18 protein-coding genes are annotated in these 22,701 nt (G+C 73.1%); 7 read left to right on the top strand and 11 right to left on the bottom strand.

Annotated elements, in window-relative coordinates; all coding sequences use genetic code 11:
• Positions 1-62: 62 nt before the first annotated feature.
• From JYK04_RS00775 to JYK04_RS00785, 3 genes are all read right to left on the bottom strand, one after another.
• Positions 63-1,106 carry a ketoacyl-ACP synthase III family protein gene (locus tag JYK04_RS00775; protein WP_189746999.1) on the bottom strand — a complete coding sequence of 348 codons (1,044 nt, stop codon included), beginning with the start codon at positions 1,104-1,106 and terminating at the stop codon, positions 63-65.
• Positions 1,103-2,647, bottom strand: coding sequence for an FAD-dependent oxidoreductase (locus JYK04_RS00780; protein ID WP_189746997.1), 1,545 nt, complete (start codon positions 2,645-2,647; stop codon positions 1,103-1,105). The genes JYK04_RS00775 and JYK04_RS00780 overlap by 4 nt, the downstream gene beginning before the upstream one ends.
• A 102-nt stretch (positions 2,648-2,749) precedes the next feature.
• Positions 2,750-4,144, bottom strand: coding sequence for an MFS transporter (locus tag JYK04_RS00785; protein ID WP_189746995.1), 1,395 nt, complete (start codon positions 4,142-4,144; stop codon positions 2,750-2,752).
• A gap of 221 nt (positions 4,145-4,365) precedes the next feature.
• Between JYK04_RS00785 and JYK04_RS00790 the strand changes: the two genes are divergently transcribed.
• The 5 genes from JYK04_RS00790 (at position 4,366) to JYK04_RS00810 (ending at position 10,457) form a co-directional block, all read left to right on the top strand.
• Positions 4,366-4,764: a nuclear transport factor 2 family protein gene (locus JYK04_RS00790; RefSeq protein WP_189746993.1), complete on the top strand. Its 399-nt coding sequence runs from the start codon at positions 4,366-4,368 to the stop codon at positions 4,762-4,764.
• Between the two features lie 54 nt (positions 4,765-4,818).
• Positions 4,819-7,299 carry an alpha/beta fold hydrolase gene (locus tag JYK04_RS00795; RefSeq protein ID WP_202185985.1) on the top strand — a complete coding sequence of 827 codons (2,481 nt, stop codon included), beginning with the start codon at positions 4,819-4,821 and terminating at the stop codon, positions 7,297-7,299.
• Positions 7,300-7,450: 151 nt separating this feature from the next.
• Positions 7,451-8,185, top strand: a complete 735-nt coding sequence (locus tag JYK04_RS00800) for an Ldh family oxidoreductase (RefSeq protein ID WP_189746991.1) — start codon at positions 7,451-7,453, stop codon at positions 8,183-8,185.
• A 554-nt stretch (positions 8,186-8,739) separates the two neighbouring features.
• Entirely contained in the window at positions 8,740-9,492 is a 753-nt protein-coding gene (locus tag JYK04_RS00805; protein WP_341875267.1) for a helix-turn-helix domain-containing protein, read from the top strand.
• A 119-nt stretch (positions 9,493-9,611) separates the two neighbouring features.
• The gene (locus tag JYK04_RS00810; RefSeq protein WP_189746987.1) at positions 9,612-10,457 is read left to right on the top strand and encodes a helix-turn-helix transcriptional regulator; all 846 of its coding nucleotides are present in this window, start codon (positions 9,612-9,614) and stop codon (positions 10,455-10,457) included.
• An 86-nt stretch (positions 10,458-10,543) separates the two neighbouring features.
• Here the strand turns inward: JYK04_RS00810 and JYK04_RS00815 are convergent, their stop codons facing one another.
• Genes JYK04_RS00815 through JYK04_RS00825 form a run of 3 tightly spaced genes read right to left on the bottom strand, consistent with a single transcriptional unit; the run spans position 10,544 to position 13,252 of the window.
• Positions 10,544-11,617 carry a DUF7405 family protein gene (locus tag JYK04_RS00815; RefSeq protein ID WP_189746985.1) on the bottom strand — a complete coding sequence of 358 codons (1,074 nt, stop codon included), beginning with the start codon at positions 11,615-11,617 and terminating at the stop codon, positions 10,544-10,546.
• Complete coding sequence (locus tag JYK04_RS00820) at positions 11,617-12,270, bottom strand: NAD(P)H-binding protein (protein WP_189746983.1); 654 nt, start codon at positions 12,268-12,270, stop codon at positions 11,617-11,619. Before JYK04_RS00820 ends, JYK04_RS00815 begins: the two co-directional genes overlap by 1 nt.
• 4 nt (positions 12,271-12,274) lie before the next feature.
• Positions 12,275-13,252: a zinc-binding dehydrogenase gene (locus JYK04_RS00825; RefSeq protein WP_229876868.1), complete on the bottom strand. Its 978-nt coding sequence runs from the start codon at positions 13,250-13,252 to the stop codon at positions 12,275-12,277.
• A 107-nt stretch (positions 13,253-13,359) separates the two neighbouring features.
• Between JYK04_RS00825 and JYK04_RS00830 the strand changes: the two genes are divergently transcribed.
• Entirely contained in the window at positions 13,360-14,283 is a 924-nt protein-coding gene (locus JYK04_RS00830) for a LysR family transcriptional regulator (protein WP_268254182.1), read from the top strand.
• A 53-nt stretch (positions 14,284-14,336) separates the two neighbouring features.
• Here JYK04_RS00830 and JYK04_RS00835 read toward each other — a convergent pair whose 3' ends face one another.
• The 4 genes from JYK04_RS00835 to JYK04_RS00850 all read right to left on the bottom strand — a co-directional run bounded on the left by JYK04_RS00835 (position 14,337) and on the right by JYK04_RS00850 (position 19,254).
• Positions 14,337-15,206, bottom strand: coding sequence for a hypothetical protein (locus JYK04_RS00835; RefSeq protein WP_189746980.1), 870 nt, complete (start codon positions 15,204-15,206; stop codon positions 14,337-14,339).
• The gene (locus tag JYK04_RS00840) at positions 15,206-15,523 is read right to left on the bottom strand and encodes a hypothetical protein (protein ID WP_189746978.1); all 318 of its coding nucleotides are present in this window, start codon (positions 15,521-15,523) and stop codon (positions 15,206-15,208) included. Before JYK04_RS00840 ends, JYK04_RS00835 begins: the two co-directional genes overlap by 1 nt.
• Before the next feature lie 629 nt (positions 15,524-16,152).
• Complete coding sequence (locus JYK04_RS00845; RefSeq protein ID WP_229876867.1) at positions 16,153-16,857, bottom strand: ribonuclease FAU-1 family protein; 705 nt, start codon at positions 16,855-16,857, stop codon at positions 16,153-16,155.
• Between the two features lie 165 nt (positions 16,858-17,022).
• Entirely contained in the window at positions 17,023-19,254 is a 2,232-nt protein-coding gene (locus tag JYK04_RS00850; protein WP_189746976.1) for a DUF6777 domain-containing protein, read from the bottom strand.
• 785 nt (positions 19,255-20,039) lie between these two features.
• Here JYK04_RS00850 and JYK04_RS00855 point away from each other — a divergent pair.
• A complete protein-coding gene (locus JYK04_RS00855; RefSeq protein WP_189746974.1) occupies positions 20,040-21,032 on the top strand; it encodes a DUF4344 domain-containing metallopeptidase in 993 nt (330 codons plus the stop codon).
• Between the two features lie 26 nt (positions 21,033-21,058).
• Here the strand turns inward: JYK04_RS00855 and JYK04_RS00860 are convergent, their stop codons facing one another.
• Positions 21,059-22,483 carry an oxygenase MpaB family protein gene (locus JYK04_RS00860; protein WP_189746972.1) on the bottom strand — a complete coding sequence of 475 codons (1,425 nt, stop codon included), beginning with the start codon at positions 22,481-22,483 and terminating at the stop codon, positions 21,059-21,061.
• Between the last annotated feature and the right edge of the window lie 218 nt (positions 22,484-22,701).

Consider the following 22,701-nt stretch of genomic DNA (forward strand, 5'->3'; position numbering starts at 1 on the left):
GCGGAACCTGCTTTCTCGGGTGGTGTGCTGCTTCTGCTGCTTCTTCGTCGTCGTCCGGGTGGTCAGCGGCGCTCCAGGAGCACTCCTGTCCAGGTGAAACCGGCTCCGGCGCCCAGCAGGACGATCCGGTCGCCCGCGGCGAAGGTGTGGTGGCGTTCGAGGTGGTCGAGGCCGGCGATCTGGTCGCCGCTGCCGAGGTGGCCGACGGTGGCGCCGAAGTCCCACAGGGATGTGTCGGCGCCGCCGGGGAACTCGGGGAAGTAGTTCTCCTGGAGGAGGGGCAGGCCCAGGTTGGGGTAGACGACGTGGCGCAGCGCGGGGTCCGTGCCGGTGGGCAGGAGGGCCCGGCGGATCTCGCGGACCGCTCGGCGGGTGGCCTCGCGCAGGCTGTCGGTGCCGTGGGCGGCGAGGTAGCGCTTCTTGGCGGCGCGGACGTCGTGTTCGGCGCCGAACAGGGCGCGTGTCTCGGGGGCCGGTTCGTCGAGGCGGTGCAGTCCTTCGAGCTCGGGGTCGCTGACGCTGTGGATGGTCAGGACGCGCCAGCCGGGGGCCCGGGGGGCGGGGGTGTCGGCGGTCAGGACGGCGGCGGCCGCTCCGTCGCCGTAGACGATGCCGTAGTCGGCGGTGAACCGGTCGAAGCCGGAGGCGGCGAAGCGGTCGGTGGCCACGATGAGGGCGTTGCGCCGGCTGCTGCCGGAGAGGAGGCCGGCGGCGAGGTCGAGGACGAGGAGCTGCGCGTTGCAGCCCTGGCTGACGGTGAAGGGCAGGGCGCGGGTGGCGCCGAGCCGGGACTGGAGCCAGGAGGCCGGGGACCACAGGCGCTGGTGGCCGTGGCGGTGGATGGCGGTGACCGCGATGAGGTCGATGTCCTGCGGTTTGGTCCCGGCGGCGGCCAGGGCCCGTTCGGCGGCGACGAGGGCCATGTCGCCGGGGTAGAGGGTGTTCTCGGCGGCGATGGTGCGGTAGCCGGTGGCGCGGATGCGTTCGGCATCGGCGTCGGGGTGGCGGGCCGCTTCGGCTGCCAGGTCGAGGCGCTGCTCGGGGAGGTAGCTGCCCGTGCCGGCGATGCTGAGGCCGGGTGAGGGGCGGGGCGGGGCGGTGGTCATGCCGCCTCCTTCTCGGTTTCGGCGGTGGCACCGGCGGTCGTGCCTGCGGTGGTGTGCGGGTCGGCGGGGACGGTCCGGGCGACGTGGGCGACGTGGCCGTCGGGGCGTACGAGGACCGCGGTGGCGCCGGCCGGGAGCCAGGAGCGTTGTGCCGGGGTGAGTTCCGCGGTGCGGGTGAGCGGGGGCAGGGGGGTGTCGTCGGGGCGGGCGCCGGGCAGGTGGAGCCAGGTGTGGCGGCCGGGTTCGGGGCGGTGGCCGGGGACGCGGGCGCCGGGCTGGAGGCGGTGGCCGGCGCGGGGCGGCAGTGCGAGGTGTTCGGGCGGGGTGCCTGTGGGTGCGGGGGCGGTGGGTGCGGGGGCCGGGCGGTAGTGGAGGTAGAGCTGGCTCCAGGCTTCCGCGTATCCGGTCAGCGCCTCCTGTACGGAGCTTCGCGCCGCCGGTGTGGTGGCCCGGCGCATCGCGTCGAGCAGTGCGAGGACGCCGGTGGAGCGGGCGACTTCGGCGGCGGCGGCGCGGCGTTCGCGGTCGTAGTCGGCGAGGAGGGGGGCCTGGGAGCCGTCCAGCAGGGCGGCGAAGCGCCAGGCCAGTGCCCAGGCGTCGCCGAAGCCGGTGTTCATGGCCTGGCCGCCGGCGGGTGAGTTGAGGTGGGCGGCGTCTCCGGCCAGGACGGTCCGGCCGCTGGTGAGGCGGTCGGCGAGCCGTTCGTGGACCTGGTAGTGGGCGATGCGGTCGACGCGTTCGAACCGCAGGGCGGGGCCGAAGCCGAGGGTGTCGACGGTGTCCTGGAAGTGCTGGGTGCTCAGTTCGCTGTCCCGGTCGAGGGATTCGGCGGTGACGGGGCCGGCGATGCGTACGGTGCCGTGGGGCAGTGGCAGCAGGGAGACCGCGCCGGCCGGGCCGATGTACATGGCGGAGGCGTCCGGGTCGGCGGGGACGAGCGGGGCTCCTTCGGCGAGGAGGTAGCTCATGGGGTAGGTGATGCCGGGGAAGCCGATGTCCAGGGCGGTGCGGACCGCGCTGCTCGCGCCGTCGGCTCCGACGAGGTGGCGGGCGGTGATGGTGTGCGGGCCGGCGTCGGTGAGGGTGTCGGCGGTGATGCCGTGCCCGTCCTCCTGGTGGCCGGTGTAGCGCAGGCCGCGCAGCAGCCGGCCGCCGGTGGCGGTGAACCGGTCGGCGAGGACCGCTTCGACGTCGGGCTGGGGGACGTTGACGTAGTAGGGGAAGGCGGTGTCGAGTGCGGTGAAGTCCACGGTGAACAGGGCTTCGTGGCGGGTGTGGAAGTCGATGCGGGTCTGGCGTACGCCCCTGTCCTCGACGGCGGTGCGCAGGCCCAGGACGTCGAGCATTTCCAGTCCGGCCGCGTGCACCATGACCGCGCGGGTGCGGGGGTCGATGGTGTCGCGCTGCTCGATGACGGTGCACTCGATGCCGTGGTGGCGCAGGAGGCAGCCGAGCATCAGTCCGGTGGGGCCGGCGCCGACGATCAGGATGTCGGTGGTGCGGTGGTCGCTCGCCCGGGCGCGCGGGGTGTTCCGGTTCATCGGTTCGTCGCTTTCTGTGCGTACGGGCGTGGCCGTCGCCGGGGGCGCGGGCGGGGGTGGGACCGGCCCCCGGCGACGGTCGTTCGGTGCCGGCCGGGCCGGTCAGTGGCGGCCGGCGGTGCGGCGGTTGCGGAGGAAGAGCGCGACCAGCAGGGCGACGGCGATGAGGATGAGGCCGTTGACGAGGATCGCGAGGTTGATGCCGGACAGGGTTGCGGCCTTGACCGGCTCGCTCGACATGCTCCGGATCTGGGCGGTGGCGATCGCGCTCATGATCGGGATGCCGATCGTGATGCTGACCTGCTGGGTGAGCGTGGTGATGCCGGTGGCCAGGCCCTGCTGCTCGTTGGGCAGGCCCGAGGTGGCGGTGACCATGAAGCCGACGATGGCGGCGACGTGGGCGTAGCTGCTGAGGAAGGCCAGGCCCAGGACTCCGTACAGCCAGCCGCGGGCGTCACCGGCGAAGAACAGCACGCCGACGGTGATGCCCTGGACGAGGAGGCCGGCGACGAGTACGGCCCGGCTGCTGCCGAGGGCGCCGATCCAGCGGGGGGCGGTGACGCCTCCGAGGAAGGCGCCGACGCCGAGGACGCCGAAGGTCAGACCGGTCGCGATGGCCGAGTAGCCCAGGACTTCCTGCAGGTAGAGGGTGAGCAGGAAGATCATGGCGGTGAAGCCGATGAAGGTGGCGGCGCCGCCGATGTTGCCCCAGGTGACGCTGCGGCGGCCGAGGATGCGCAGGGGGGCGAGCGGCTCGCTGGCGTTGAGCTCCACGAAGCCGAAGACGACGAGGAGGACGATGCCGACGGCGAGGGAGATCAGGGTGGTGGGGTCGCCCCAGCCGTACTGGCCTGCGGCGGAGATGCCGTAGACGAGGGCGATGAGGCCGGCGCTGACGGACACGGCGCCGGGGATGTCGAGCTTGCCGCCGTGCGAGCGGGAGCCCTGCAGGAGCAGGGGGGTGACGACGATCAGCAGGATGCCGATGGGGATGTTGATGAAGAAGCCCCAGCGCCAGCTGAGGGTGTCGGTGAGGAAGCCGCCGAGGATGGCGCCGCAGGTGAAGCCGGCGGACAGCATCGCGCCGTTGAGTCCGAGTGCGCGGTCGCGCAGCGGTCCTTCGGGGAAGGAGGTGATGAGCAGGGCGAGGCCTGCGGGGGTGACCATGGCGGTCGCCAGGCCCTGTGCCACGCGGGCGGCGAGCAGGGGGCCCGCGGAGTCGACGAGGCCGCCTGCCAGGGAGGAGAGGGTCAGCAGGACGAGGCCGGCGAGGAAGACCTTGCGGGGTCCGATCAGGTCGGCGACGCGGCCGAAGAGCAGGCTGAACCCGGCGGCGCTGAGCGCGAAGGCCGTGGCGATCCACTGCAGGTTCTCCGTGGCGAAGTCGAGCTCGCGGCCGATGACCGGTACCGCCACGTTCATGATGGAGAAGTCCACCGCCAGGGTGAACTGTGCGCCGAGCAGCAGGAGCAGGATGAGCGTCTGCCGCTTCGTCATCCGCTCCGACGCGGGGGCCGGGCCCGGCGAATGATCTGCCCGAGTCTCCTCGGGGCTGTTGACCGTTGACATGAGAGACCTTTCGCTTCCTGCCGGTTGGGGTGTTCCGAGCATCTGCGCGGTGTGGGGGGCTAGCCAGTACCCGCTGTTTCATAGGGCTGCGGTGGGTACCACTGGCTGGGTCTGTCTCATGCGGCCCGGCCGTGAATACGTTTCGGGGCATGACGCATTCCACACTCTCCGTAGTCGAAGACTTCTTCGGCCGGCTCGGTGCAGGCGAGGCCGACCGGGCCCTGGAACTGCTCGCGGAGCCCCTCGACTGGTTCACTCCCGGTGACACGGCGCTGATTCCGTGGATGGGCCGGCGTACCACCCGCGGCGAGGTCGCGGACTTCTTCAAGCAGGCGGGCGAGAACCTGACGCCGGAGGAGTTCGCCATCGAGCGGATCCTGGCCGAGGACGGCACCGCCGTGGCGCTGGGCCGGTTCCGTTACCGCGTGAACGCCACCGGCAAGTCGTTCGGTTCGCAGTTCGCGGTCGAACTGCAGGTCTCCGACGGGCTGATCACCCGCTACCACATGCACGAGGACAGCTACGCCATCTCCCTGGCCTTCCTCTGAGCCGTCCGGCCCACTTCGATCCGGCTTCGGACGGCGAGCGCGAAAGAGGCTTAGATGACCACCCGGTACCCCACTGAAGAAGACAGCGGCGCGGACGCCGCGCGGCCGGATGCCTACGACGTCCTGGTCGTAGGTGCCGGCCCGACCGGTCTGACCGCGGCGTGCGAGCTGCTGCGCCGGGGGGTCCGCGTCAGAATCGTGGACGCGGCTCCCGGCCCCAGCGTCCATTCCAAGGCGATGCTGGTGTGGCCGCGCACCCTGGACATCCTGGAGGACCTCGGGCTCTCCGGTGGTGTCGGCCAGGTCGCGGTCAAGCTGCGGCAGATGACCTACTACTCGGAGAAGAAGCCGGTCACCCGGATGCGGATGGCCGACGACATGGCTCCCTACTGCCTGCCCCAGCGGCTGACCGAGGAGGTGCTGGCCGAGGGTCTGCACCGGCTCGGCGGCCGTGTGGAGCGCGGTGTGCGGCTGGTGTCGCTGCAGGACGTGGACTTCAGCGGGGCGATACGCGAGGACCGGCCGGTCACCGCGGTGCTGGAGCACGCCGACGGGAGCGTCGAGCGGGCCGCCGTGCCGTGGGTGATCGGCGCGGACGGGGCGACGAGCGCGGTGCGCCGTCAGCTCGGTATCGCCTACGAGGGCGCCACGTACGAGAACCGCTTCCTGATCACGGACGCGAAGGTGGCCGGCGACCCGCTGGAGCCCGACGAGATCCACTACTACCAGTCACGGATGGGTGTCCTGGCGATCGTGCCGCAGCCGTTCGGGCTGTTCCGGTTCTTCACCAACGCGCCCGCGGACATGGCGGACGGGACGCTGGCGGACATGCAGCGGCTGGTCGACCTGCGCGGGCCCGGCGGGCTGCGGCTGACCGATCCGGACTGGGTGACCACCTTCCGGGTGCACCGGCGGCGGGCCGCCTCCTTCCAGCTGAGCCGGGTCTTCCTGGCCGGGGACGCCGCGCACGCGCACAGTCCGATGGGCGGGCAGGGGCTGAACACCGGGATCCAGGACGCCCAGAACATCGCCTGGAAGCTGGCCTCGGTGGTGCGCGGCGAGGCGCGGACCGCGCTGCTGGAGAGTTACACGCCCGAGCGGGCCGCGGTGGCCGATGCCGTGGTGCGCGACACCGATCTGCAGACCCGGGCCGCGATGTGGACCAGGGGCAGTCAGGTCACCCTGCGGGACACGGCGATGCGGGCCCTGGACCGTACGGGGGTCCTGGACCGCTTCTACGTGCCGGTCGCCGCGGGCCGGCGCTGGGTCTACGGCCCGGTCGCGGACGGCCCGCGGCGCGCGCGGGCCGTGCACTGGTGCTCGGCCCGGGCGGGTCTGCGCCGGCACGCCCGGGAGGGTGCGGCCCTGCCGCGGCAGCTGGCCGTGGCGCTGGGGGTGGCCGGGCCGGCTGCCGATCCGGTCCGGCTGCACCTGGTGGTGCTGCCGGGCGAGAAGGACCCGGACCGCGGCCTGGCGGGTGCGGTCCGCCGGCTGGCCGCACCGTGGGCCGGCCAGGTGCGGGTGGTGGACACCGCGGCGCTGCCCGGGCGTGGCCCGGCCGCGTCGGCCGCCCGTGAACTGCACTGCCGGCACGCCGGTTTCCATCTGGTGCGGCCGGACGGGCACGTCGTCCTGCACGGGCACCGCGAGGAGCTGCGCGAGCTGTACGACACCCTCGACCGCCTTCTGGTCCCCGGGGCGGGCACCGCCCCCGAGGCCGGTCATTCACCGATCGTCGAACTCCCGCTGGAGGAAGAAGACATGTACCAGACCGCCGGATCCGTTCCCTTCGCCCACACCGTGGGTTCCGGCCCGCACAAGGTGATCGTGCTGCACTCCCTCTTCGGCGGGCACCAGTCGTTCTCACCGCTGTGGCCGTACCTGGACGGGTCGCGTTTCACGTATGCCTTCATGGACGCCCGGGGCTTCGGGCGCAGCCTGGACGTGGCCGGTACGTACACGACCGACGAGATCGCCTCGGACGTGCTGACCCTGGCCGACAGCATGGGCTGGCAGGAGTTCTCGCTGATCGGGCATTCGCTCGGCGGGCAGCCGATCCAGCAGGTGCTGCTCAAGGCTCCGCAGCGGGTGCGGCGGATCGTGGGGATGAGCCCGGTCCCGGCGGGTGGCATGCCGATCCCGGACTCCGACTTCCCGTTGTTCGCGGAGGCCGCGCACAAGGTGGAGAACCGTCGCATCGTCATCGATCTGACCACCGGCAACCGGCTGTCCCCGCACTGGGTGACCTCGTTCGCCGAGTCCTCGATGAAGGAGGTCGGGCCGGTCGCCTTCCGCAGCTACCTGGATTCCTTCCGCACCACCGACTTCGCCGACCGGGTGAGCGGTGCCCAGGTGCCGGCTCTGGTGGTGGTCGGTGAGCACGACCCGGCGGTGACGGCGGAGTCGATGCAGGAGACGTGGATGAAGCACTACCCGAACGGGCGGCTGGCGGTGGTCGGGAACGCCGGCCACTACCCGATGGTGGAGACGCCGGTCGCGCTGGCCACCCTGCTGGAGGAGTTCCTCTCCCAATAGTCCTGGCTGCCCCTCCCCCGTCCCCCGCGGGCGGGGCGCCGAGGAGGCGGAGGCGGACGTCCGGTGACTCTCCTGTCGGTTGCCCGGGCGTCCGCCTTCTGTCTTGTCCGGGACCGGTTGCGGCCGGCGCGAGCAGGAAGAGGTGGGACGGATGTCCAGGGTGACGGCGGCGCCGGCGGCGGTGCGCGGGTCCGGGACGGGTCTGGTGGCGGTGGTGGCCGGGCATGAGCTGACCGCGTTCGTCAGTGCGGCGCTGGAGTCGGCGGGTGCCCGCCCGGCCGATGCGGACCTGACGGCCGAGGTGCTGGTGGCCGCCGATCTCGCGGGGGCGGCCCGGCACGGGGTGGTGCGGCTGCTGCCCTATGTGCAGGGGCTGCTGGGCGGAACGATCAACGGTGCCGCCCGGCCCGAGATCGTGCGCCGGTACGGGGACGTCACCGTGATCGACGCGCATCACGGGCTGGGCCAGCCCGCGCTGGCGTTCGCCGTGGACCAGGCGGTGGAGCAGGCCCGGGTGCACGGTTCGTCGGTGGTCTCGGTGCAGCATTCACGCCATGTCGGCATGACGGCCTGGTATTCCGGGCGGGCGGCGCGGGGCGGCGCCTTCGGTGTCATCACCACACGTGCGGCCGCGTCCGCGGGGGGTGCGGGGGGCCTCCGGGAGGGGGCGGTAACAAGCCAGTTCCTGATGTGCCTGAGCCAGAGCGCCGCGGGCTCCGCGCGGCCCCCCGTCCCCGTCCCGCCGGCCGGCGCCGCGAGGGTGCGGCCGCGGTTGACGCTGCCGGTTCCGGTATTGGACGAGCTGGTCCGGATCGCGGCTCTGGTCAAGGTGGCGCCGGTGCGGGCGCTGGACCGGCGGCGGCCCACCCGTTCCGAACACCCTTGAGTAAACACTCCGGACTTATTTTATTTACCGGCTCCGCTGCAGAACATACCGGAAGACAGGTAGTACACACCCGAACCAAAAATCGTACACACGTCAACGATCGAGGTGGATTTACACGGTAAGTGACCAGTAACTCCGGCACCTGCAGCCCGCCGGGGAATACGGCGGCACTTGGCTGAATTGTTGCCGGTGCTCCCCTGCGGGCGGACTCGCCGGTCCTGCTCTGCTCGCCAAATCGCCCTGCTGCATGGGATCTTGGGCCCCAGTCCTGGGGAGTGACGGATGTCACGGGCCGGAATTCGCTGTTCCGGGTTTCCTTTGTAAGGAGACCCGTGGCGTGAAACAGACCGGCCGCGGACGGGCACTTCCCACGTTCCCCATCGGCTAGTATTCGGCGGATGTTTCAGCGCAGTGCGCGGGCAGCGAAAGGCGAAAAGAGAATGCAGCGGGCGACGGGAGTTCGAGATTCTGATCTTGGAAAGTTCCTTCAGGTACGGCGCAGCCTGCTGACGCCAGACGACATCGGCCTGCCCGGCGACGGCAAGAGACGCCGGGTGCGGGGGCTGCGCAGGGAGGAGGTCGCCCATATCGCCCAGGTCAGCGTCAACTACTACACGCGCCTGGAGCAGGGGCAGAACCGCAGCGCCTCGCCCGAGGTCCTGGACGCCATCGCCAACGCGCTGCGCCTGAACCCGGGCGAGCGGGCACACCTGCACAACCTGTCCCGCGCCGCCGAGCTCGCGCGCCCGGCCAAGGCCGCCGAGGAAGTGCGGCCCGCGGTGGCCCGGATGATCTCCGCCTACCTCCAGGGGCCGGCGGTCGTGCTGGGCCGGCAGATGGACATCCTCGCTTGGAACGCCCTGGCCCGGACCATGTTCTCCGGTCACATCGACATCGAGGAACTCCTCGCCCGGGACACCGCGCCGAACCTGGCCGAGCTCGTCTTCCTGCACCCCGGCGCCCGCGCCCTCTACCCCCGCTGGAACGACGAGGCGGTCGAGATGGCGGGGTACCTGCGGATGATGGCCGGCCGCTTCCCGGGCGACCCGGAACTGGTCGAGCTGATCGAGCGTCTCTCCCACGCGAGCCCGGAGTTCACCGAGATCTGGTCGGGGCACGTGGTGTGGGACAAGACGTTCGGTACGCGCCATCTCCACCATCCGGCCGTCGGGGAGCTGACCCTCTCCTTCGAGAGCCTGCGCCTTCCCGACTCCCCCGACCAGTGCATCGTGCTGTACCACGCGGAGCCCGCCTCCCTGGAGGAAGAGGCGCTGCGCATCCTGCTGGAAGGCCGCGGCGGCGGCTGACGGCCCGCGCCGCGAGGACGCCGGCGCCGGTCCGGGGGCAGTCGAGAATCCGTCAATTCCCGCTGAGGATGACCAGCAGGGGCAGGCGAGGGGATCAGCCCCTCGCCGAGACTGGACCCATGGAATCCTTCGCCGACCTCAGCCACTTCCTGCGCTCCCACCGCCTGCGCACGGCCCCCGCGGAGACGGGGGTGTCGACGGGCGCGGGACCGCGGACCGCGCCCTGCCTGCTGCCCGCCGAACTGGCCCGGGCGGCGGGGCTCGACGCCGACCGCTACGCCGACATCGAGGACGGCCGGGCCGGCCGCGTGTCCTTGTCCGTGCTCCACGCCCTGGCGTCGGCACTGCACCTCGACGCCGACGACCGGGCCGAGCTGTTCCGGCTGGGCGCCTCCCCGGGCACGTCCCGGCTGCGGGGGCTCGGCCACCTGACCCGGGCGGTGCCCATGCTGCCGGTCATCGCCTTCAACCACCGCTACGACATCACCGGTTGGAACCTGCCGGGGCAGGCACTGCTCGCCTGGGACCTGGACTGGCCCGTGGAACACGTACAGCCCAACCTCGCCCGGATGCTCTTCCTCGGCCGGGCGACGCGGGCGCTGTACGGGAACGGGAACGCGCACGGGCAGCGGCAGGTGGCCGGGCTCGTCGGGGCCCTGCGGCGGGCGGTGGAGCAGCATCCGGACGAGGAGCTGACCCGCCTGGTGGTGGAACTGGCCGCCGGCAGCCGGGAGTTCGCGGAGCTGTGGGCCCGTCCGGCCGAGGAGCGGAGCGACGAGGACGACTGCGGCGTCCTCTTCCGCTTCGAGCATCCCGCGGTGGGCCTGATGGAGCTCTCCCGGGTGGTGCTGGAGGAGGGGGCGCAGAACGGGGAGTGGGCCGTGGTGTTCAGCCCGGAACCCGGTTCCGCGTCCGCCGCCGCCCTGGACGACCTGCTCGCGCGGGTCTCCGGCCGGCCCTGCTGATCCGCGGCGGCCGGCCGCCGCGGCCGCACCCGGCGGCCGTCGCCGCGCCGTGCACGCGTACGCGTACGCACGGGGGCCCGGCCCGCTCAGGCGGGCGGCCCCGGCAGCCCCGGATAGGCGCGCTCGGCGCGCGGGGGCACGGCGAAGGTGGCCCGGCTCCGGACGTCCATGAACGCGTTGATGCCGTTGTTGCGCCGCACGCCGATCCCGCCGTGGTGGGTGGACGCGTCGGCCGCGTTCATCATCGCCCGGGTGGCGTGGAAGTCCTCCATGGTGCGCTGCAGGGACACGAAGTGGGTCCCGGGCACCCCGTGGTCCATCGTCGCGAAGTCCCTGCGGTTGATCCGCGGGCGGCCGGCGAGCCGGGCCCGCCCGGTCGCCTGGGCATGGCCGACCCGTCCGTGGGCGGCGGCCACCGCCGCCAGCTCCGTACGGTCGCTCTCCGCGTCCTCGACCAGTTCCTCCGCTTCCTTCGCGGTCATCCGGGGCGAGTACATCAGTCCGGCACGCTCGTCCTCGTGCTGCTCGTACCAGCTGTCGGTGTCCAGGACGATGTAGCTGACGTGCATGGTCGTGCCGCCGGCCAGCGGCCCCCGGGGGATCGAGACCTCCTCCTCGGTGGCCTGGTTGCGGCGCAGTCCCGAGTGGAAGCCCAGCAGCAGCGGGGCCTTGGCGGGTACGCCGGCCTGCGGACGGCGCCGGGCCGGCAGGCCCTCCCCCACGAAGCCGCTGCGGGTCTCGCGCAGCACGAGGCGTCCGCGCTGGTCGTGCGGTCCCGGCCCGAAGAGCGACGCGGCGGCCTGCGTCACCGTCTCCTCCCGGTCGGAGGCCAGGTGCAGGCAGGCGTCGTAGTCCTCCAGCACCGGGTTCTCCCAGCGGGCCATCGGAACGGGCCGCCCCACCGGGGAACGCAGCCGGGTGTGCCGCTCGAACCAGCCCGGGCCCCAGCCCATGCACATCAGGATGCCGTCGGGCCCGTGCCCGTGGCGTTCCTCCAGGGCGCCGAGCGCGGCCTCCAGGTGTGCGGCGTCCTCCGGTACGGGGGAGCCCGCCACGTCGAGCATCAGCAGCCGGTGGTGGCGGGGCGGCAGCGCGCGGCCGGCCTCGTCGGAGCGGAAGGTGTCCTCCCAGGCGTGCTGGGCGGCGGGGCGCAAGGGCATCACAGCTCCTCCTGCGGCTCGTCGCGGCGCAGGGCCGCGAACGCCGCGGCCCAGTCGGCCACGGGCGTGCCGGGTTCGTTGAACAGGCTGAAGGTCGTGGACCGGCTGGCGGGCTGCTCGATGGCCGCGACGATCGCGGCGGCCATGTCGGAGCGTGCCACCATGCCGTCCCCGTGGGGATGCTGGCTGAGGGTCAGGGCGTGGCTGCCGGGCGGGTCGTCGGTCATCCAGGTGGGCCGCACGATGGTGTACGGCAGACCGCCGGCGCGTACCAGCCGCTCGGCGGCGACCCGGGCGGGCAGCAGGGTGTCGTTGATCCGGTTGAGCGGGTGGGCCGGTCCGTGGCCCACCGCGAACGAGCTGAACAGGACGAAGTGCGCGCCGGGCCGGTGGCGCCGTACCTGCTCCAGCATGACCCGGGTGGCCCGTTCGGTGTGCACCCGGGCGTCGCCGCGCTTGGGTACGAGTACGACGGCGTCGGCGCCCTCCAGGACGGCGGCCGCGTCCGTCAGTTCACCGAGGTCCTGCGGCCGGGCCGGGTCGCCGAGGTCGCAGACGTAGCGGACCGTGTGGCCGCGGTCGGCCGCCGCGGAGGCGATGATCTTCCCGGTGCCGGCGCTGTAGGCCGAGCCGGCGACGACGATCCTTGCCACGCCCTCACGCCCCGTCGTGGACGAGCAGGGTGGCCTTGCCGGCGATGCGCCGCTCGCGCAGCGAGGTCATCACCTCGGGGAGCCGCTCCCAGGCGTCCTGGTGGCCCAGGACCGGCCGCAGCCGGCCGAGGTCGATCAGGCGGACCAGCAGCTCCAGGTCCTCGCCGACCGGCTCGCCGGACCCGAACACCCAGAAGGGGTGCAGGGTCTGGCGTGCGTGGGGCACGAAGGAGGAGATGCTCAGGCTGGCGGTGCGGCCCGAGGAGGTGCCGAGCACCACGATGTGGCCGAGGGCCGACAGCCGCTTGAGCGCGGAGACCAGCACCTCGCCGCCCACGGATTCGAGGATCACGTCGAAATCGCCCTCGGTGTCGGCGAGCGAGGTGGCCACGTGGTGCGCGCCCAGCGCCTTCAGGTCGAGGTCGCGGTGGGTGCCGGTCAGCGCCGTCACCTCGGCGCCCTCGGCGGCGGCCAGCTGCACGGCGAAGGAGCCGACGCCGCCGCTCGCCCCGGTGACCAGGACGCGGCGGCCCAGCAGCGGCCCGCCGCGGCGCAGGGCGCGCAGGGCGGTCAGTCCGGCGACGCCGAGGGTGGCGGCCTCGGTGAAGGCCACCGCGTCGGGGAGGACGGCGAGGCGGTCGACGGGGACGGCCGCGTACTGGGCCCACCCGCCGAAGTCGTTCATCGCCGCGATCCGGGTCCCGGCGGCGGGGCCGCTGCCGTCGGCCGCGGCCCGTACGACGACGCCGGCCAGGTCCTGCCCGGGCCGCCAGCCCTCGGCGCGGCGCCGGAACAGGTTCAGTTCGCCGCGGTTGACGGAGAAGGCCGCGACGCTCACCAGCGCCTCGTCCGGGGCCGGTTCGGGCAGGGCGACGATGCGCAGGTCGGGGCCGTCGGGGGTGCCGATCCAGGCGCGCATCCGCTGCGGCAGGATCGGCGGCACGGGGTGCGCGGGGGCGGGAGAGGTGCGGGAAGAGGTCATGCACCGACCGTAGGCAGGGCCCCGGCCGGGAGGGAAAGACCAGCTCCGTCTCGGTTCATAACTCCCGGATATGAATGGGGCGGCGCCCCTACGATGGCGGGGTGACGATGCCCGAGGCGAGACTGCTGCGCTACTTCCTGGCCGTGGCCGAGGAGGGGAGCTTCACCCGGGCGGCGGCCCGGCTGCACATCGCGCAGCCGGCGCTGAGCACGCAGATCCGCCGGCTGGAGAGCCGGCTGGGCGTGCTGCTGCTGCACCGCACCACCCGCGTCGTGCGCCTCACGGAGGCCGGCCGGGCCGTGTACCAGCGCGGTGCGGGCGCGCTCGCGGCGCTGGAGGACGTGTGGGAGGCGGCGCGGCGGGCCGGGCGCGGCGAACTGGGCCGGCTGCGCCTGGTGTACAGCACCAGCACGGGGTACGGGACCGTCCCGAGCCTGGTGGAGGCGGTGCGGGCGCGGCTGCCGGACGTGCAGGTCGCCGCCGAGGTGCTGCGGACCCCCGACATCGCGCACGCGGTGCTCGACGGGCGTGCGGACGCCGGGATCGCGCGTTCGCCGGAGGCGGTGGCGGGGGTCCGGCTGCTGCTGGTGCGGACCGAGCCGCGCGGGGTGCTGCTGGCGGCCGCCCATCCGCTGGCCGGGCGGCGCGAGCTCACCCTGTCCGAGGTCGCGGCCTTCCCGCTGGTGCTGCACGAGCGGCAGGCCAATCCCGGCCACTTCGACGAGGTGCTGGCCGTCTTCCAGGGGGCGGGCCTGGTACCGCGGCTGACGGAGCGTCCGATGGCCTTCGATCCCACGCAGAGCGCGCTGCGGGACGCCCGCACGGTGGGTCTGGTCGCCGCGTCCTCCGGCGACCAGCTGCCGGGGTGGCTGCGCTGGATCCCGCTCGCGGCGGGGACCCGGCCGCTCAGCACCCACCTGGTGCTCCCGGAGACCTCGCCGTCGCCGATCGTCACGCACTTCACGGATGCCGCGCTGGACGCGGCCCGGGAGGCGGGGTGGCTGGACGGCGACGGCGCCCGGCCCGTGTGAACGTGGGAGAGGGCCGCCCCGGGCGGGGCGGCCCTCCGGGTCCTGCCGTCGGGTCAGATGCCGTGCTTGAAGAGCGAGAGCAGCTGGAGCGTGAGGAACAGGATCGTGGAGATCATGCTGAGGGCCGCCTCGAAGCTCAGCCGGGCCCGGAACTCGTTCCAGGCGGCGCTCATCCTCCTCCTTTCGGTCTCGGATCCGGCCGGCTCGGCGGACCTGGCCTGAGAGATCTTGATGCGGGTGGCGGTGCGGTGCCATTCGTTGATCCGGACGAGTCCCACGTTGCAGCCCAGGAGGAAGCCGTGGAGGGGCTCGGTCTCGGGGATCTCGCTGCTGTGGAGGACGCTGAAGACGTCGCCCCGGCCGAGGACGATCCCCTTGGCACGGGCGTTGGCCCTGATGTCGAGGGAGCTGAGGCCCTGGGTTTCCATCAGGTCGCGCAGCAGTTCGCGGAAGTCGTAGGCGGTCGTGCACAGCGCGAGCGCGGTGCTGACGGTCATGGCCTCCGACGGGCTCCAGGCGGTGGTCTGCTGGCGGCGTTCGACCTCCTCCCGTACGAGCTCGGCGACGGTCGACCGGCGCTGGCGCGGGACGCCGCCGCCCGGCCGGCGCTCGGCGGTGTCCGGGCCGGTGGCGTCGGCCTCGGTCCGGCGGCGTTCGCCTTCCTCGGCGGCCAGCCACCGCGCCTTCCAGACCGGCTCCTCCGCGCCGGGGTCGCAGCCGTGGATGAAGGCCCAGGTCACCTCCCAGGTGGGCAGTTTCTTGCCGGAGACCGCGCCCGAGAGGGCGGCGGTGGAGTAGTGCACGCGCTCGTGCAGGGTGGAGAAGGTGAGGCCCGCGCGGTCCTTGAGGTCGCGCATGGCGCCGGCGAGCTCGCGGAGTTCGGCGGACGCGGCGGCGCTGATGGGGCTGGGCTGGCGCGGCATCAGCGGCCTCCCGTCCGGCGGACGGTGATGCGGCGGACCCGCCGGGGCGGCCAGAACGCGGCGGTGGTGGCCGCCACGTTCAGCCCGAGGCCGGCCGATTCCGCCGGGGCCAGGCCGGCGGCAAAGCCGGTGGTACCGGCGAGCGCGCCGGCCAGGACGTAGGCGGCGAGCCGGACCGTGGAGGCGCCGTGGCGCCGGACGAGGCGGCCGAAGTGGTCCCGGGAGCGGCGGACCGCGCGCGACGGCGCGGACCACCACGGACCGGGCGTGGGCGAAGGCAGGCAGATACCGCCTCGCGGATGGGTGTGGGCTTGCATCAGGTCTCGAACCCTTCCCTTCAGGGCAGGGTCCGCCACCGTGGAGGCACGCGGTACCGGATTCCATGGCGGCGGACCCTGCTGACCTCGGACTGGTTCCGCCTGGGAGCGCCAACTCCCTCGTGCTGCGGAACCGATGACACCCATTCATGTTGGCCTACGCTGTCGCGCCCGTACAGAGCGTGATATTCACTCTTCCGGGCTCTTCTCGGAAACCGAAGTGAAGAACACCGAAAGCCGTGCTGACCTGCATTGACGTCTCGGGGCCGGGTTCGTAACAAATCCTTTGCGCCACTACGGTGGATGAACAACCCCCGGAGAGAGCACGATGGGTCCACACGGCCCCAGCGGCCGCGGTTCTCGGCGCTCGTCCCGACCTCGGACACGCTGACACCCCGGGTGCCCTGCGCCAACAGGACGCCCACGGCTCGGCCTCCCCGCCCGCACGCTCCGGCACGCGGGACACACCCACTTCTGGGCGTGTGCGCGGGGAGGCCGAGCCATTTCCATGGGCCGGTCCGGCGGACGCACCACTCCCGCAGGCTCCAACGCCGGCACCACACCCCCGGGTTCCCCGCCCCCGGGTTCCCCCCGCCCCCGCACCGGGTGTGGAACCGTCCGGCAACGGTTCAGCCTCCCTGCGGTGCAGCCCGCTCCGCAGCCGCCGTCGGCCAGGGCAGGCGCGGCGTGGGCCAGGACGGCTCCCGCCTCCGGCCCGCCCACCGCGCTGCCTGCGCGAAGGCACCGGCGCGGGCGGCGGGCACCGCCAGCACCTGGGCGCGGGCGGCGTCGACGGCCCGGTGTTCGGTGTCGGAGACGATGCCGATCCTGCGCACGCGGGCGTACTCGTCTTCGTCCTTCCACTCCCAGCGGGTGAGGTCGGGGGTGACGACCAGGTCCACGGCGAGGTCGAAGGTGTCGAACCCGGCCTCGGTGCGGCGGGTGGGGTGCTCGAAGTTGACGTACCAGTTCCGCAGCCGCCGCCCCTCGCCGCGGGGGACGAAGAAGGCGTTGACGCTGAACCAGGCCGCCGGCGGCTTCCACAGCAGCAGGTCGGTCTCCTGCCACACCGCGTCCGCGAGCTCCCACTCCCCCGTCGCCATCGTCATCGCCATCGCCATCGCCTCGAACGCCTCCGTGCGCACCGAACGCTCCCCGCCGTCACGGGCGTTCGCGTACAAGGCGGGCCGGCGGGCCTCCGCTCCGGGCGCGCAGGCGCTCACCAGCGCCTCGCCCGTGTCGGCGACGACCCGCAGCGCCTGCTCGCTCCACACCCGGCCCGTCCGGTTCACGTCGCGCCGTACAAGCGTCTGCCCCGTCTCGAAGCCGGGCACCGCACCCTCCCCCGCCGGCCGCATCCGTGATGCCCGGCCGGACCTGCCCACCTCACCACAACTCCACGACGGGATCAGGCCGTCGGCGAGGAGGCGGCTCTGTCGCCCACACGACGGACGCAGCCACCGCGGGCATCAGCCCGCGGTGGCTCGGCCGGGGCGTCATCACCCGGGTGTGCCGACTCCCGGCTCACCGCCGGAAGCCCCGCCTTGCTGCCGTCCCGGTTCGTCACCGGGATTCCGGCCCGTGCTCCCGCCCGGCTCCTGGCCCGCCTTCCCGGGGCGGTTGCGGTTGCCGGGGCCGGCGCCCGAATCCCGGCCCGGCGCCGTCCCGGAATCCTGACCGGCGCCCCTGCCTGTGTCCTGCCCGGGGGCCGTCCCTGAATCGTTCCCGCCGCCCTTGTACGGGGCCTTGCCCGACTCCTGGCCGGATCCCGGCGCCGTCCCGGGGCCCCTGCCCGGCTCATGACCCGGCGAGTTCCCGGACTCCTGACCTGCGCCCCTGCCTGTGTCCTGCCCGGGGGCCGTCCCGGGCTCGTGGCCGGACTCCGGCACCCTCCCGGGAGCCGTGCCCGGGGCCTGGCCCGCCCCGCTGCCGGGGGCCTCACCGGGCTCCTTCCCGGAACCCCTGCCCGACTCCTGACCAGGCACCTTCGCCGGATCGTGGGCGGTCCCCCTGCCGGGCTCCTGGCCAGGCGCCTTCCCCGACTCCTTCCCCGGGCCCCTGTCCGACTCCTGACCGGGCACCTTCGCCGGATCGTGGCCTGACTCCCGGCCCGGAGCCGTCCCCGAGTCCTTGCCCGGGTCCTGACCGGACTCCTTGCCCGGGTTCCGGCCCGTCTCCTTGCCGGGCGTCTTCCCCGAGTGCCCGCCGGACCCCTCACCCGGGACCTTCTCCGAGTCCTTGCCCGGCGCCTTCCCGGGAGCCTGACCGGACTCCTTGCCCGGCTGCTCGCCCGACTCCTTGCCGGGCGCCTTCGGCGGGTCCTCTCCAGGCTCCTTGCCCGACTCCTTGCCGGGCGTCTTCCCCGGGTCCTCTCCATGCTCCTTGCCGGGGGCCTGGCCGGACTTCTCACCCGGCTCCTGACCTGACTCCTTGCCCGGCTGTTCGCCCGACTCCTTGCCAGGCGCCTTTCCCGGGTCCTCGCCGGACCCCTCACCCGGGACCTTCTCCGAGTCCTTGCCCGGCGCCTTCCCCGGGTGCTCGCCATGCTCCTTGCCCGACTCCTCGCCCGGGACCTTCTCCGAGTCCTTGCCCGGGTCCTTCCCGGGAGCCTGGCCGGACTTCTCACCTGGAGCCTGGCCGGACTCCTTGCCCGGCTGCTCGTCCGACTCCTTGCCGGGCGTCTTCCCCGGGTCCTTGCCGGGGGCCTGGCCCGGGTCCTTGCCGGGGGCCTGGTTCGGGGTCTTCTCCGAGCCCTCGTCCGGGTTCTTGCCCGGTTTCTGGTCCGGGGGTACGGCCGGTGCCTTCCCAGGGGCCCGGTCCGGGACGTCGCCCGGGCTCTGCGCGGGGGCGTTCCCGGGGTTCTGGCCGGGGGCGTTCCCCGGGGGACGGTCCGGTACCCGGTCCGGGGTGGTCTGCGGGGGCTGGACCGGTGCCGGGTGGGCCGCCGGCAGGACCGGGTAGGCGGAGCCGGGGGTCTGGCCGTTCGGGGGCGGGACCTCGCGGTCGTGCTTGCCCTGCGCCGCCCCGCTCGGGCGCTCGTACCATCCCCTGTGGTCCTGGTCGAAGACCGTGACGGTCTTCACCGGCTCCACGGCCGGCTTGACCGCGACGAGGCCGGAGGGCCGGAACGAGGACCACTTCGCGCCGCTGTACGTCTGGCTGCCCCTGACCGCGACGGGCGGGTCCAGGGGGTTGCCGCAGGCGCAGCGGACCCGGGGCACGCCCCGGCTGTCGACCAGTACGGGAGTGCCTGCCTGCAGGACCGCCTGGTAGCTGGTGGGCATGCCGTTGCGGTATCCGTGATTGGTGACCCTGGTGTCCCAGCCCAGCCGGACGGGCGTCAGCGACCGCAGGTACGAGGGGATCCCGGACTGGCGGATACCCAGCGCGACGGCGAACGCCCGGCCCTTGTCCGGGTGCTGCGTGAGGAACCGGATCTGCTTCTCGACGTCGCAGCTCGCGACGTTCCGCGTTCCGCCGTATAGCCCCGGATAGCCTCCGTCGACCTCGAGCGTGCGGGCACCGCTCGTGCCGTCCTTCGGGTTCGCGCCCGGTGTCATGGGCGTGGTCTTGGCGACGCTCTCGGCCTGTGTGGCCGTCGAAGGGGTGAACGGGTCGGGCCCGGCCTCCGGAGCGGCCTGGAGGAAGACCTCGCCGCCTGCGGCGGTGTTCCCGCCCAGCGCGGTGAAACTGAGGGCCACCGCCGACACGACGGCCACCGCCGTACTCACGCTCAGCACGGCCTTGCGTGATCGCCACCCGCGACCCCGGCCGCCGCCTTCCGGCGGCAGCGCAGACCCGCCGGAAGAGACCGGGAGGGGGCCCGACGGGGGCCCGGAGGGAGGCGGAGGACCTGGTGGCGGCGGAGGGGGCGGCGGGGGCGGCGGCTCTGCCTGCGCGCCCCGGCCCGACAACGGGCCGGGCGGCGGGCCGGTGGGACGCTCGGAGGAGGGAGGCAGGGAATTCACGACGCTCGCCCCCCGACGCGGGGCAGCGGGTAGACCGTGGTGACTCGCATGCGCTCACTCCTTCCGTACCGTCAACGCCTCCACATCCCGGAGGTGGAACCAGCCGTCCACTGGGCGTGCGTCCATCTCCTGAGTAAGCCCCCCTCCCTCGCACCAGGTCATGCCGCGACCTTTCGGGACTTGACAAACCGGACCCCGCTGCTTGAGCCGCGGGCGTCCGCCCGCCGGCCGTCGCCGGCCCGCGGAGGGCTAGGCCGTCTCTTCCGGATCTTGCCGGGCCCGCGACGCCCGGCACCGCACCTGGCCGCGTTGTCGGGGCACCCGAGTACGTCCAGTACACGGGCGCCCCTCCGCCTTGCCAGGCACGGCACCGGACGCCGCGGGCTCGGCCGACAAGATCCGAAAGAGACGGCACGAGCGGTGGCCTCCCCGGCCCGCGGCGCGGCATCCGGGCGGGCGGAGGGCCCCCGAACGGGCGGTTCGGCGGGCAGCGGCCTGCGGACGGCCGGAGGATCGGTGCGGGGACACGTGACGGGAGCCGACCAAGGATGCCGAACACCGCCGGTTGCTCGAAGAGGGCGCGCCTCGCCCTGTCGGGGGTGCTGGTCCTCGCCGGGGTCGCGGCCGCCGGGTGCGGCGGCGGGACCCGCGACGCCGGGCAGGGGCCCGGAGCGGGACCGCGCCCCCAGGCTATGCGCTCGGGCAGGGTCACCGTCGTCTACGAGACCCGGACGGTCGCGCCGAAGGACCGGCAGGCCGTGGCGCTGATCCGGGACTCGCGTGTGCTGGAGCGGACGGCCGACTGGGTGAACAGAGCACTCACCCTCCCGCACGACATGGTCGTGAAGGTCACCGCCGAGGTGCCGCGCGGCGTCACCGACGCCGTCACCCAGCCCGACGGCAGGACGATCTTCATCCCGCCGCCGTTCCTGACCGAGATCGAGAAGGCCCTCGCCGATGTCGTGAAGACCGTCGAACGGCCCGCCCCGTTCCCCGCGTCCGAGTACAACACCGACGACCTGACCGTGCTGTCGACCGAGTTCATCTTCGGCCACGAGATGGGCCACGCCCTGCAACGCCAGCTCCTCCTGGCCAACCTCGGCCTCGAAGAGGACGCGGCCGACGGCTTCGCGTCCTTCTACACCGTCAACGAGGTCGGGCCGGGGCCGTCGCTGGCCGCCGCGATCCTCTTCGACGAGATCGCCCGCAAGGAGGGCCGGCCGACCCTGGAGGGCATGTCGAGCGACCACCCCGTCACCCAGCAGCGGGCCTTCAACTTCCTGTGCTACCTGGAGGGCAGCGACCCGAAGGAGTACCAGCGGTCCCTGGTCGACAGCGGCTATCTCCCCAAGACCCGCGCCCCGCTGTGCCCGCAGGCGTGGGCGATGCTGGACTACGGCTGGTGGACCCAGCTCCAGCCCCACTTCAGCGCGGCGTTCAGGGCGAAGGGGGACGAGGAGCAGAAGAAGGCGCACGCGCGGCTGATCGCGGAGACGCAGGCTCTGGCGAAGCGCATCGACGAGATCCGCAGCAGTCAGTGAGCCCGCGCCGGCATGTCGCCCGCCTTCTAGGGGCGTCCGAGGAGTTGGCTGCCGGCCGTGTTGTCGGTGCGGGCGGTGAAGTAGTCGGTGAAGGCCCGGACGAATTCGTCTTCGGTGATGCGGCCGTCTCCGTCGTGGTCGAGCTGGCGGAAGCCGTGGTTGAGTTCGGCGAGGTGGACCCGGGAGCCGCCGAAGACCTTGCGGTACTCGTCGGCGCACAGGTGTCCGCTGCCGTCGGTGTCGACCGCGTGGAAGACCGCCCGTACCGCGACGTGCAGTCCTTGGTCGAGGTAGGACGGCTCGGAGTCGATTCCGGTGAGCATGGCGGTGACGAACTCCTCGCAGGTGACCTGTCCGTCCTCGTCGGTGTCCATGCCGGTCCGCAGCTGCTGCCACCAGCTCTCGAAGGCGGCGTAGACGGGGGCTTCGCGTTCGGCGGCGAGTTCGAGCGGCCAGCACACGTTGTGTGCCATGGCCTGCAGATCGGCGGCGCCGATGCGGCCGTCGCCGGTCTGGTCCAGGACCTGGTGGAAGAAGGTCCGCAGGCGCGCCGGGCGGGAATCGGTGCCCTTGCGGCGGCGTGCCGCGGGGAGCCGGACGGGGCGTGAGGAGGGGCCGGCGGAAGGCTGCGGGTTCTGGGGGACGCCGGCCGGCGGGGTGCGGTAGCGGCGGTGCTCGGGCAGGGCGTTCGTCAGCACGCGCATGCCGCGGTGCAGGAGGAAGGACAGCAGGGCCGCGCGGCGGGTGCGGGGCAGGCCGAAGCGCTCGCGGAAGGGTTCCGGCAGGTCGGCGACGGTCAGCGCGCCGATCACATGGGCGGCCGTCGTGCGCAGGACCGGCCAGAGCGGCTTCAGGCGGCCGAGGCGGCGGGGTGCGGGGGCTTCGCGGAGCATGTCGAAGAGCAGGTAGCGCACGGGTTCGCCGTATTCGAGGCGCTCGCGGATCGTGCGGTCCATGTACGCGGGCACGTCGGCGGCGGTGGCCGGGAACAGGTCGTCGGGCAGGGCGAACTCGGCGCACACCGCACGGAATTCTCCGTACATCTGCTCCAGTTCGGGTGGCGTCAGCGGGTGTCCGGAGAGTTCCCGCATCGCCGTCATGCACTCGTACAAGGTGACCAGCACCCAGACCCGGACGGCCGGGTCGGATGCTGTGAACGGCCTGCCCTGCTCGTCGGTCCCTGCCAGGCGGCGGTGCGTGCGCTCGAGCCGGGCGACTTCGCGGCGCAGTCCTTCGCGGTCGGAGAAGAACAGCCGCTTCCCGCTGTCCATCGTGTGCTCGATGCGCCGCCACGGGTGCGCGCGGTAGGTGGAGAAGCCGCGCATGCCGGCGGCGACCGCCGGATCCGCGGTCTGCAGGACCAGCAGCCGCCATGCGACCAGACCGATCCGCCACTCCCCCAGCGTGCGGCGCAGCAGCGAGTCGGGGCCGGGAAGGTCAGCGGTAGCCAAGGGTGGTGTCTCCTCGAGCACGTGTGCGGGAACGGGCCGGGCGAACGGCCGGAGGAGAGATCATCCGGCGGTCCGCCCGGCTCAACGGCCCTGCCGGGATCGGGGAGCGGCCGGATTCCCGAGTTCACCCGTCCGGGAAGCGTGCTGACGCGGTCCGTGGGGGCGGGTCGCCCTGCTGACCTGTGATGATGGGTGGTGGCGGGCTCCGTGGCGGCGTC

It is taken from the genome of Streptomyces nojiriensis (assembly GCF_017639205.1).
Classification (GTDB): domain Bacteria; phylum Actinomycetota; class Actinomycetes; order Streptomycetales; family Streptomycetaceae; genus Streptomyces; species Streptomyces nojiriensis.